Consider the following 11,056-nt stretch of genomic DNA (forward strand, 5'->3'; position numbering starts at 1 on the left):
CCTACATGATACGATTCCCCGCCGGCCAAGTCAGGTCTGGGGACTACCTTGGTGGAACACTCGTGGACAACACACTTCTCATTTGGCCAGTTGAGCAGGGGGCGCGGGCTGTACAGGTGGTGGTACTTGATCATGTGCTGCCAGATGGAAGTCGCCATTGGGATCTTCTGGTCGCTCGAGATGTGGCCAAGGGATCGCCTTTGTGGAGTCTGCGGTGTGATGAGCGGCCTGACACAGCCCCGCCAGGCACGTCACTGGCCCTCACGAGAACACCGGACCACAACGCCAAGTGGCTTGATGGCAGCCCCCGAGAGGTCAGCGGCGGCCGAGGAGTAGCTGAGCGGGTGGCCAGTGGGCTCCTCAGAATTGGATCGTGTGACGCAGCCATTGTGCAATGGGAAGATGGCCGCACGAGTGTGTGGCGACTTGCGGACGGGCAACTGATGATGCTTGATGACTAGCCGTCAACGCCGCGGTGCCGGTCACGGCCTGCAGCGTAGTTGGGTGGGCGGACGTCGAGCCCGATGTCCTCGCCTGCTTCCCACTGCCTATGGAGCTGCTCCAAGAAGGGGCGGCACCAACCACAGCCAGTACCAGCACCGAGGCAATCAGTCAATTGTGATGCGACTTTGGGACATTCACGCCGCAAGTAGGCGCGAAGCTTGCGTTGGGTGACGTGGAAGCACAGACAGACTTGGTCATCATCCTGCATCGGCACTGCTCGAAGGATCTGGTGGTGCAGACCGCTTCTTGAGCCGATGGATGACTTCCTCCATGCTGTCCGGTCGTTTGGCGCGGTCCTTGTCAACACAGTCAAGAATGAGATTCGAAAGCGTCTTTGGAATCATCGGGTTGGCCTCGTGCGGCGGGATCGGGTCTGGCACATCAGCCACATCCAGGGTTGAAAGCATCGACGCATCGCCACCAGATGGCGGCATCGCGGTTGGAATAACTTCGCGAACAAGCACCCAATACATCATCGCGCCGAGGTTGAATATGTCGGTCCGCTGGTCAATGGCCTCTCGAGAGGCCTGCTCTGGGGCCATGTACCCAGGCGTTCCTTGAATTCGTTTCTTGACGGTACCGATTGGGCACGCCTGGCCGAGGTCAATGACCTTCACCATCTCCTGTTCGGTGATAAGCACGTTGGTCGGCTTCATATCTGCGTGCACATAGCCACGTTCATGCATATGCCCAAGTGCCTCAGCAACCTGTACGAACACGCTACAAGCCTTGCCGTACGAACGTGGGAGTTGTTGATCGAGCGTATTCGCATCGATCAATTCCATGATCAAGGCCATACTCTGAATCTTGAACATCTTCCGTGATTTGACGATCTTCTGCAGTTTGCGAATGGCCGGATGGTCAAGTTTTGACCCAATGCGAAATTCGCGTTGCACCTGTTCGAGAAAACGGTCATCCTTCTCTTCTCGCAACTCGACGTGCTTGAGAGCCCAGACCTGCTTGCTCTTGGAATCCTGCACAGCGTAGATTGTGGACCTTGCGCCTTCGCCAATCTTGGCCAGAACGTTGAACCCAGCAATCTTTCTTGGGGCAGCCATATCGTGGATCCACCGTCTCCAGCAAGGGCGGAAAGCGGAAAGGATACCGGGCTGTGGTCAGGGACTCAACGCGGTAAGTCGAGCAACTGCGATCGAAAATCCGCTTCAGGGAAGAGGCGACCGGGGCTCATCAGACTAGGCGAGAGTTCGCTGTGCAAGTAAACAGCCTCTTCTGGAATACCGCATTCTTGCTGAATACGCTGTACCAGACGAGCCAAGTTGCGGATTTGGCTCGATGTATAGGGCTGTCGGTCGCCATTCCCGACGAGACAGATACCAATTGAGTGCTCATTATGATCGCGGCCCGCTTCACCGACAACATGCGCTCCGGGCAACTGTTCGATCCATCGATATCCCACATGAATCTCGCCGTCGGCAAGTCCGTTGCCGTTGCCGAGTAGGAAGTGGTAGCCCAAACCCTGATAGCCCCACGAGAGGTGCTTGCGATGGATCGACTCAGGCGTGCCGAAGGGATCACCGAGATGGTGAACGACAATACCTGTCCACCGATCACGGTCAAGGCGACCATCATCTGGGAAGAGTAAGTCGTGCTCAGTTTCTGATCGATCACCCAGCGGCGTGATTTCTACGAGCGGGAATCCCCCTGCAGGCTGCGGCGCGTCGATGGCGAGAATTGCCATTGCACCTGTCATCGCAACCGCGAAGGCGGCAAAGACAAACTGCGTGCGGCGGGTTGGACCGCCTGATGAGGTGGGGGTGTGTGTTGTCATGACAGAGGGGCGTCCATGTCCCGCTGTAGATATATCGGCCAGTCCCCCCCACCCCACTTGAATGGGAACCGCTTCTACTTCCTCGTCTTGCACGCAAAGCGCCGCGTCAGTCTCCCAGTCCACGCGATTGGAATCACTCATCGGTCGCTCAGGCGTTCTCGAAGCTGTGGTTTCGGGTTGCCAAAGAGGTCATATTCTTCGGCCGACACGCTGCCGTTTCTTGCTGTGTCGTACTGTTCATATTGGTGTCGCGGCAACTTCTCATCAAAGAGCGGCCGGTAACAACCGGCCAGCGGGGCAATACATACAGCACAGAGCAATACACGCATGACTGGCAGTCTATCGTCGCGGAATCTCATGGCGAAGGTGTGGATGACTGGTTGGCGAGCTCTGGTGTGGCGATGCCGCCTGTACCTTCGACTCGTTGGCCAGTAGTCAGGTCTTCGTGGAAGACATGTACAAGCAGTGTCTTATTTTTCGCCAGCGAGGCGGTTTGAAGTTGGATAGGCACAAGGTAGGTGGTGCCGAAGAGCCCTCCACGCCATGCATCGCGTACTTCCGCGGGGCTGAGGATGGCACTGGCAACGACTTCTGGCTCGGCACCAGGGACTGGGCGCAGAACCTGCGCTTCTATTGGCCCGACCAGCTGGATTGGGCGATTCAACCCATCCGTCGCCGCGACATGGACTTCCAGAGTCTTGGTGTCTTCTGAGTTGCCAGGCTCAAACCCGGACATTGGCGATACCGTGATCGTGGCAAGCCTTGGAGCAGCCGTCAATTGCCCTGAGAATCGATGTTGCTCTTGCTCGGCAGCGAGCAGGCCAGCTTCAAGTTCACGTGTGCGGGCCTCCAACTCATCAATTTGACGAAGCAATCCAGCATTCTCGGTTCGAAGGCGAGCGCTCGCGCGTCGTGATGCCCCGTCACACCCCTGGATCGGCGCAACCATGAGTGCCAGGAGCACGAGCAACCCCCCACGCTTCATCACTTCTTCTCGGCGGCCGGATTTTCCGGAATCAAGCGATCAATCACTCGATCAACAAGCCCATACTTTTCCATCTGAGGAGCATCGAGCCAGAAGTTTCGTTCGCAATCCTTGCCGACTTGCTTGACCGTCTTGCCTGTTGCATCAGCGTAGATGCCATACAACACCTCACGTAGTCGCAGTATTTCGCGGGCTTCGATTTCGAGATCTGTCGCCTGCCCTTCAAGCACTCCACCGAGCAGCGGCTGATGCATCAGGTTCTTGGAATTGGGCAGCGAGCAACGCTTCCCCGGAGCGCCCGAGCAGGCTATGAGCGAGCCCATTGACGCAGCCTGACCGATGATGAAGGTTGCGACATCGCAGGGGATGAAGTTCATCGTGTCGATGACACCGAGCCCTGCCGTCACACTGCCGCCAGGCGAGGTGATGTACAAATTAATATCGGCCTCGGGGTCCTCGTTCGCGAGGAAGAGCATCTGCGCGACGATCAGATTCGTCGAGGCGTCGGTCACTGGACCGGCGAGGAAGACAATGCGGTCCTTGAGAAGCCGCGAGTAGATGTCATAGGCACGCTCGCCGCGACCTTCTTTTTCAATGACGATGGGGATCAACTGGGACATGTCTATCAAGCGTCCTTCTTCGTCTTCTTGGGTTCTGGTAACTCACAAACTTCATCGACGAGGCCGTAGGCCTTGGCTTCAGCTGCGGTGAAGTACTTGTCTCGTTCTGAGTCAGCCGACACAGTCTTGTACGGCTGGCCGGTGTGATCAGCAAGAATATGGTTGAGTGTTTCCTTGGACCTGATGATCTCTTCGGCCTGAATCTTGACGTCAGAAGCTTGGCCGGTCACGCCACCATAAGGCTGGTGAATCATCACCTTGGCGTGTGGCAGAATGTGCCGCTGCCCCGCCTCGCCCGCCGCAAGAAGCACGGCCCCGCCGCTATAGGCACGACCTATGCAGTAGGTCGCGACATCACTCGAAATGAACCGCATCGTGTCGTACAAGGCGAGCGTGTCATCGACCGCACCGCCTGGACTGTTGATATAGAAGTTGATCTGCTGACCCTTCTTCTGGTCTTCGAGGTACAGCATCTGCATCATCACCCGAGCAGCTGAGGCCTGGTTGATCTCGCCGACGAGAAAGATGACGCGGTTTTCCAGCAACAACTCGTCGAGTGACATCTCGCGGGTTCGCTGGTACGAGCCCGACGCCATGACGGGGGGCATTGTGGAGACTGGTCGAGGCACCTCGATATACATTGCGGTGTGTGCGTCCTGTGTCAAGGGCGATTGTGCTCGCCTAGAGTGAGAGTAGGGATCATACTTCATGTACCTCCCGAATTAGTGCAATCGCTCACGTGGGCCAAAGTGCCCCGAGTCCATACTTGCCGGAGGCGGCACATCGGTGTCGCCTGGATCCCCAGTCGCAACATGCAGCGGCAGGCGGATTTCAAATCTGGACCCCGTGCCCTCCTCTGTCTGCAGGACAACTCTCCCCCCATGTGCCGCGGCGATACGGCGCGTGACGGCCAGGCCAAGCCCGGTACCCCGCTGGCCTCGACTGGAAGCAAATGGCTCAAAAATACTGGTGTGTGAGCCAACTGGAACACCTGGGCCGTTGTCGATGACAGCAATGAAGGCCTCTGAACGAGGTTCGTCTACGCCCGTCTCGATACGCACCTCGCCGGAACGTGCTGGAACTGCTTCAAGCGCATTGAGCACGAGATTGAGAAGGGCTTGATGCAAGGACGCCGCGTCGAATGGCACGTCAGCCATGGGCCCACTGGCATTTTGAAGCTTCACCCGCCGCTGCGAGAATGTGGGCTGCTGCAACGCAACCACATCATCAACAACGCTCGCAAGCGAGCCTGACTCGATGTCGAGATGACTCGTCCGCGACCACGCAAGCATATTGAAGGTCAGGTCGTGAATGCGGTCCAGATTGCGAGAAAGAATGGGCCAGCCCTCGCGGGCGAGTTGTAGATCGCCCCGCTGAATCGCGAGTTCAATGGCGCCGGCACCGCCCTGCAGGCCCTGCAATATATTCTTGATGGCATGGCTCACAACGGCGATTGTCTCGCCCATAGCGGCGAGACGGTCCCGCTCGCCAACGCGGCCAGCTTCGTCGATGGTCTCAAAAAGCCACACGGCAAGTTCCGCAACACCTTGACACCACGACTCTGGAGGCTCGCGAAAATCTAGGACAATCCAGCATTGTCGGTTGCCAAGGGAAATCGGAACCCGAATCGAGTGCTCACCCGCAGCTCCTTCGACCGTGACTGCGTCGGCTTGAATCGCAGTAGCAAGCGACGAACAGAACGCGGGCAATTGCAATGCGTCCGGCTGCTCCTCGCGAGTGGCAATTGACCACAACATGGCCAGCACGCGGCCCTGCACCTCGCCAGATGGCGGCAGAAAGCATGGCGGCGCGGCGCGGCGCGCTGCCTGTGTGTCGCGGGCGGGCCCGGCAATAATGTCTTCCGTCTCAATTATCCGGAGCTGCGTGCAGCCGCACGCAATTGTGTCCCCCAGGCCAATCGCAGTGATACCAACCGCAGAGCTGCCATTGACAAAGGTGCCATTTGAGGAATTGAGGTCACGCAGTGTCCATTGGTTGCCGTCAGGGGTGAGTTCAGCATGGCGACGGCTGATGGCCCGATCGCCGAGGGGCATTGCCTCTGACGAGCGGCCAAGTAGTTGTGGCTCACCTGGCGGCAAGGGGAAACGGCGGCCGCGGTCGGGCCCCTCGATGACCTCAAGTACGAGCATGAGGATCATCCTACGGTGCCAGAGACATCAAGGTGCCCCCGTCGCAAGATCGCCACACTCGATACGCTGGCTGGTTGCGATGGCAGCCCCTAAGTTCAATGCAGATATGCGTGTGATTGCCCTGATCGGCGACGACGCCTTTTTGGTGCCGTATTACACCCGCCAACTCATTGATGCCCTCGAAACCGCCCACGGCGAGATCGAGCGATTCGACTTCAATGGCGACAACACTTCTCCAGCCGAGATCCTTGACGAACTACGTACCTACGGCTTGCTGCAACAGCACAAACTCGTGATCGTAGACAAGGCTGACAGGCTGCTTGCGGCGAAAGCGGATGGTGGTGGACCAAGCAAGGCTCGTGGGCTATTTGAGAAGTATGTGGCTTCGCCCTGCGAAGACGCCACACTGCTGCTGCGAGCCGACACATGGCATCGAGGCAAGATTGACAAGGCCATTAATCAGGTTGGCGTGGTGCACCGGGTCAAGCCACTTGGGCCAGCCGACACACTGCGATGGGTGCAAGGGCGTGTCGCCAAAACCCACAACGGCAGCATCGAGCAAGCGGCGGCTGAGCGACTCGTCCGTCGAGTCGGCTGCAATCTTGCGCGGCTCGACGCAGAACTGGCAAAGCTCACGGCGATGTGTGTGGATGGATCGCCAATTGGGGTTGACCTGATTGATGAAGCCGTCCCACTGAGCCGCGAAGAAAAGGCATGGGTCATACAAGATGCGATTCTTGGTGGTGGTGCAGCGCGCGGCTTGTCAACGCTTCACGAACTACTCAGCGTTTCCAGACAAAGTGACGTGCTTGTGGCGTGGGCCGTAACCGACATGTTGCGTCGTTTGCATGCGGCATCGCGTATGCGAGAGGCCGGCATGTCCGCCCAGCAGATCCGCAAGGACCTCAAACTCTGGGGCCCAGCAGGGGACGCCACGATATCGGTCGCCAACCGCGTGTCGCCCGACAGGCTGGCGCACCTTTTGGGCGACGCGCTGAGAGGCCAACAACGACTCCGAAGCGGTGTTGGCCGGGCCGATCGCATGCTTGAGGTGATGCTTGTGGAGATTGCCGAGACGCTTGCGGCCTGACTAATTGAAGCAGTCCGCGAGGTACTGCAACAGATCATCAGTATCGACTACGCCAGAGCAGTTGTAGTCGCCCGGGCACAGTGGTGGAAGTCCAACGCAACCTAGGTCACCGATGATGATGAGCAGCCCCTTCACGCCGTCGCAAGGAATGTCCGCAAGACAACACTCGTCTGGAATACCGTCACCGTTTTCGTCGAGGCTGGTGCCGTCGAGTAAGTCGCACTCGTCTGGGCGACCATTCTCATTGCAATCAGGCGTGCTGCCATCGGCCATCTCACAGGTGTCCAGTACGCCGTTGGCATTGCAGTCGAGCAGGCCAAAGCTCTCGACAATTTGGCAAAGGTCCAGCGTGCCGTCGCCATCGCAATCGAGAGCGGGGTCGAGTGCAATCTGGCAAACATCGTCGACGCCATCAAAATCACAGTCTGTTCCGTCAGCGTCACACGCATCGCCAATGCCGTCACCATCACAATCATCTTGGGATGGGTTGGCAATCGCGGGACAGTTGTCGTCATCGTCCAGAATACCGTCGCCGTCAATATCCCCATCGATCGTCGAGCATGGCAGCAACGCTCCATTCACGAACAGGCCAAGTGATGACTCGAACTGCGTGCTCGGATCCTCGCATGTGTCATGAACAACAAGGTCGATGAGTCCATCGCCGTCCTCGTCAGTGCCAATAATGTCGGGGCAACGGGTGAGACTCGCACCACCAGTGTCTGCCTCATCTCCCCACGTCACGCTATCTCGGCTCGTACTGGTGTCATCCCGCAACTCGAGGGAAACCGTCGTTCCTGAAGCGGGGATAGAGAGCGCCATAAATGGCCCATTGCTCGCGGTGTGCAATGCAATATTGTCCGGGAAATCCGCTGCATTCGGGCTGCCGCCACCAAAGATCAAGATCGCGCACTTGGCTGGAATGATGGTGCTAGCCGTGAACTCATTCCATATCAAGCCATTCTGAAGAACCGTCCAGCCAAACAAGTCGACATCGCTTGCAGAATTGTTGATGACTTCCACGCACTGATCTTGGCCCGGATGGAATACGCCATCACCATTCATGTCCTCAGCCGCATCGACCAAGACCTCGTTGATCACAATGGCGTCGCAGATCAACAGATCGTCGGCCGCGTCACACTCATCTGGAACACCATTGAGATTGCAGTCTTCACTGCTGTCCGTCGCAATATCACAAAGGTCAGGAATGTCATTGCCATTGCAATCTTCGCTGTCTCCCGAAGAGATGTCGCAGCGATCGGGCACACCATTACCATTGCAATCCAATCGCGTACCTGCCGCAATTTGGCAGGAATCAATTCGACAATCACTATCACAATCGAGCACGATGCTGTCTTCGACCAGTGCCGTGTGAATGTCCCAGGCATCAAGCACCAGATTGGCATTACAGTCAGAGTCGTACTCAAGCACATGGCCTGCGGCTGTCGCCGATGACAACTCATCCGACCACGCCCACGGCAGTCCATCCCCAATCGCAAGCAGGGCCGTTTCTTTGCCCGCCGCGTTGTCTGGTTGCCCAGCCAACCAATTTGTCCAGAACCATGTCTCATTCAATGGCCATTCCCAGCCCTCATCATCTGCGCCAGATGTGTCGCTTTGCGTACCACCGAGCCACAAGGAACCGTCGGCGGCAATACTCCACTCGGACAGAATCGCCACTTCTACAGCTTCAGTCCACGTAGACAAGGCTGCAAGTTCAACACCATCGATGAGCAGTCGCGGATCTGTGAGTGCCTCAACGAGCGTCTCGCCTGGACTGTTAACGATCTGATATCCCCGTCCAGACTCCAATCGGAACGCGCCAGGGGAATACCCCATTTGGCAAAGGTCAAGCACACCATCCGGCATCGGCATGCCCGTATTCGGGTCGAGGTCGAAGCATGAACCTGCAAGATCCAGCAGTGGGTCAATCGCAATCTGCCACGCGTCGCTGCACCCATCTTGGTCACAATCGTCGGTGTCATCTATGGGCGCGTCGCATGGACATTCCAAGATCCACGTTTCGGCTGCACCAGCGAACGGACCGTCCGCACCATCAAACCAGCCGCCGATGGTGAGTCCGTCGTCGACAACCGCGACATCGTATCCCCACTGCTCTCCAGGGTCGCCCGCAATTGGTTCGATATGAGAAAGCGGTTTCAAACCTACACATTGTGCGTCTTTGGTAATGATGGAGGCCCCTGACCATGATCCGCGAGCAAGATGGTCCCAGACATAGGCTCGCCCAGGATCGGCGTCCACACTGAAGTCTCCACCAGGTGCACCAACTGCAACATGGCATGGACTCGCATCGACCGACCATCCATATCGCGCCCCATCAAGCAGTGGCGCAACAAGTGGGCAAAACGCGACTGGCACATTGGGATCGAGCGCTGTGTTCAAGGCCCATAAGTCATCCGTTGCTGTCTCTCGCTCAAATGCCCACGCCATCCCACGTCCACCGTATTCCTCGGGCGAAGCGAGCAATGGCCGCGTGAAGCCGGGTTGTCCAACGGCAATGGTCGAGCCTGCAGCCGCAACGGACAAGCCGAACCAACTCTCGGGCGTGCGATAGTTGCGCTGCGCGGCGCCGAACACTGGCGGACGAAGTGTGACGGCATGCTCCCAATCTCCGCTCGAACTCCGGTGGAACACATGCACGGCTCCAAGGTTGTCGACAAGTGGTGTCGTATCAATGATTGGACATTCAATTGCGCCGGCCGCCTGCCCGTGCAAATAGACGCCGTCAAAGTCCAGCGCACACTCGATCTCCGAAACACCATCCACGGTTTCCCACTCGCACGTGCTGGTATTCAAGTAGCAGCAGGCGCCGGTCTGGCCTTGGGGGTTGACCAGCCCTGGGTTGTCGCACGACTGACCTGGAAGCCATGTCCAAGCCGAACCGAAGAGGGCGCAGCTCTCTTCGCTGAGTTGGATGCAGTTGAAGTCGTCGGGGTCGTTGGGGTCGGAGCCAGGGAGGACACACGCGCCGGTTCCGGTCATGCGAGGGTCGTCTGCAAGGGGCACGCCGACGACAAGGACATTCCCTGAGACCGCCACCGAGTATCCAAAGTAATCGAGTTGATTGATATCGTCCGGGCATGTGTCCGTATCGGCTCGGCTCAGCACAGCTTCGAGTTTCCATGAACCACTTTGCTGGCGATAGATTGCTACGGCCCCTGCTTCTTGCAAGAGCGTGGTCCCATCAGCAGGTGCGGCTGCTGCGTAGGGCAATCCAATGGCAATAATGTCCCCATCAACAGCAACTGCATGTCCAAACTGCCCAGCAGTTGGGTCGACGTTGGCATCATCAAAAAGATCGCTTGCCGGGCTCGGCTCATCTTCGTCGATGTCCCACGGATCAAGTCGGTGCACGATCCGCCACTGCCCCTGCGAGTCAGACAACACATAGGCAGCGCCGGTGTTATCACCAACCAAGGGAGGCGTGTCGGCACCGGGCGCACCAAGAACCGCCGTCAATCCGCCGAGTAGATCACCGTCAAGGTCGACGGCATAGCCAAGGTGGTCAAGATCCGTTGGAGTCAGGTCGCCCGAGAAATATCCATTCGCTCCGCCCACAACAAGCGATGGGCCCCATACGCCAGCCGTGCTACGGATGAGCGCCTGCACCGCACCTGCTTCAAGTGCACCCAACGCTGCAGACGGAGCCCCGATGAGGAGCCGATTGCCATGACGGTCCAAGGCAGCACCAAATCGATCCCCTGCCGTCCCGCCCGGAAGCAATTGTTCAAAGGCGGCCGACGACTGCGCTACTGCCGCGGGAGGCAGTGACAAAATCAGCGAGATGAGGGTCGGTCGAATCATTCTGTGTTGGCACGCTCTACCTGCCCCCCCAGGTGAGAAGTTCCAGTCTACTCCTCGTTGGACTTCTCAGGGACTGTAAAACGATGAGTCTTGTGC

The 11,056-nt window shown here is 57.9% G+C and carries 10 protein-coding genes and 2 pseudogenes; 2 read left to right on the forward strand and 10 right to left on the reverse strand.

From position 1 onward, the window contains the following. The first annotated feature begins 5 nt into the window (after positions 1-5). Positions 6-461 carry a hypothetical protein gene (locus P8J86_01715; protein MDG2053405.1) on the forward strand — a complete coding sequence of 152 codons (456 nt, stop codon included), beginning with the start codon at positions 6-8 and terminating at the stop codon, positions 459-461. On the opposite strand, the gene P8J86_01720 is transcribed toward P8J86_01715, so the two are convergent. The 8 genes from P8J86_01720 to P8J86_01755 all read right to left on the reverse strand — a co-directional run bounded on the left by P8J86_01720 (position 458) and on the right by P8J86_01755 (position 6,048). Next, on the reverse strand, positions 458-712 hold the full coding sequence (locus P8J86_01720) for a (2Fe-2S)-binding protein (protein MDG2053406.1): 255 nt from the start codon (positions 710-712) through the stop codon (positions 458-460). The genes P8J86_01715 and P8J86_01720 overlap by 4 nt on opposite strands. After that, on the reverse strand, positions 702-1,562 hold the full coding sequence (locus P8J86_01725; GenBank protein MDG2053407.1) for a serine/threonine-protein kinase: 861 nt from the start codon (positions 1,560-1,562) through the stop codon (positions 702-704). The genes P8J86_01720 and P8J86_01725 overlap by 11 nt, the downstream gene beginning before the upstream one ends. Before the next feature lie 65 nt (positions 1,563-1,627). Then, a complete protein-coding gene (locus P8J86_01730; GenBank protein MDG2053408.1) occupies positions 1,628-2,434 on the reverse strand; it encodes a peptidoglycan recognition family protein in 807 nt (268 codons plus the stop codon). Further along, positions 2,431-2,622 (reverse strand): hypothetical protein, encoded by a 192-nt coding sequence (locus tag P8J86_01735; protein MDG2053409.1) that lies wholly within the window; start codon positions 2,620-2,622, stop codon positions 2,431-2,433. Before P8J86_01735 ends, P8J86_01730 begins: the two co-directional genes overlap by 4 nt. 26 nt (positions 2,623-2,648) lie before the next feature. Beyond that, entirely contained in the window at positions 2,649-3,278 is a 630-nt protein-coding gene (locus tag P8J86_01740) for a hypothetical protein (GenBank protein MDG2053410.1), read from the reverse strand. Beyond that, on the reverse strand, positions 3,278-3,898 hold the full coding sequence (locus tag P8J86_01745) for an ATP-dependent Clp protease proteolytic subunit (protein ID MDG2053411.1): 621 nt from the start codon (positions 3,896-3,898) through the stop codon (positions 3,278-3,280). The genes P8J86_01740 and P8J86_01745 overlap by 1 nt, the downstream gene beginning before the upstream one ends. 5 nt (positions 3,899-3,903) lie before the next feature. After that, positions 3,904-4,494 carry an ATP-dependent Clp protease proteolytic subunit gene (locus tag P8J86_01750; GenBank protein ID MDG2053412.1) on the reverse strand — a complete coding sequence of 197 codons (591 nt, stop codon included), beginning with the start codon at positions 4,492-4,494 and terminating at the stop codon, positions 3,904-3,906. Positions 4,495-4,620: 126 nt separating this feature from the next. After that, positions 4,621-6,048, reverse strand: a complete 1,428-nt coding sequence (locus P8J86_01755) for an ATP-binding protein (protein ID MDG2053413.1) — start codon at positions 6,046-6,048, stop codon at positions 4,621-4,623. A 79-nt stretch (positions 6,049-6,127) separates the two neighbouring features. Here P8J86_01755 and holA point away from each other — a divergent pair, with 79 nt between their 5' ends. Then, entirely contained in the window at positions 6,128-7,138 is a 1,011-nt protein-coding gene (holA, locus tag P8J86_01760; GenBank protein MDG2053414.1) for a DNA polymerase III subunit delta, read from the forward strand. A gap of 438 nt (positions 7,139-7,576) precedes the next feature. On the opposite strand, the pseudogene P8J86_01765 reads toward holA, so the two are convergent. Continuing rightward, positions 7,577-7,681 (reverse strand): annotated as a pseudogene (locus P8J86_01765) (thrombospondin type 3 repeat-containing protein). Positions 7,682-7,879: 198 nt separating this feature from the next. After that, positions 7,880-10,960: pseudogene (locus P8J86_01770) on the reverse strand (hypothetical protein). Between the last annotated feature and the right edge of the window lie 96 nt (positions 10,961-11,056).

The organism is Phycisphaerales bacterium (assembly GCA_029268515.1).
Classification (GTDB): domain Bacteria; phylum Planctomycetota; class Phycisphaerae; order Phycisphaerales; family SM1A02; genus JAQWNP01.

Bases quoted from the DNA above. Each gene is read 5' to 3' on its own strand.
- holA (MDG2053414.1), top strand. From the start codon at position 6,128: ATGGCAGCCCCTAAGTTCAATGCAGATATGCGTGTGATTGCCCTGATC.
- P8J86_01740 (MDG2053410.1), bottom strand. From the start codon at position 3,278: ATGAAGCGTGGGGGGTTGCTCGTGCTCCTGGCACTCATGGTTGCGCCG.
- P8J86_01750 (MDG2053412.1), bottom strand. From the start codon at position 4,494: ATGGCGTCGGGCTCGTACCAGCGAACCCGCGAGATGTCACTCGACGAG.
- P8J86_01725 (MDG2053407.1), bottom strand. From the start codon at position 1,562: ATGGCTGCCCCAAGAAAGATTGCTGGGTTCAACGTTCTGGCCAAGATT.
- P8J86_01730 (MDG2053408.1), bottom strand. From the start codon at position 2,434: ATGAGTGATTCCAATCGCGTGGACTGGGAGACTGACGCGGCGCTTTGC.
- P8J86_01715 (MDG2053405.1), top strand. From the start codon at position 6: ATGATACGATTCCCCGCCGGCCAAGTCAGGTCTGGGGACTACCTTGGT.
- P8J86_01755 (MDG2053413.1), bottom strand. From the start codon at position 6,048: ATGCTCGTACTTGAGGTCATCGAGGGGCCCGACCGCGGCCGCCGTTTC.
- P8J86_01735 (MDG2053409.1), bottom strand. From the start codon at position 2,622: ATGCGTGTATTGCTCTGTGCTGTATGTATTGCCCCGCTGGCCGGTTGT.
- P8J86_01720 (MDG2053406.1), bottom strand. From the start codon at position 712: ATGCAGGATGATGACCAAGTCTGTCTGTGCTTCCACGTCACCCAACGC.
- P8J86_01745 (MDG2053411.1), bottom strand. From the start codon at position 3,898: ATGTCCCAGTTGATCCCCATCGTCATTGAAAAAGAAGGTCGCGGCGAG.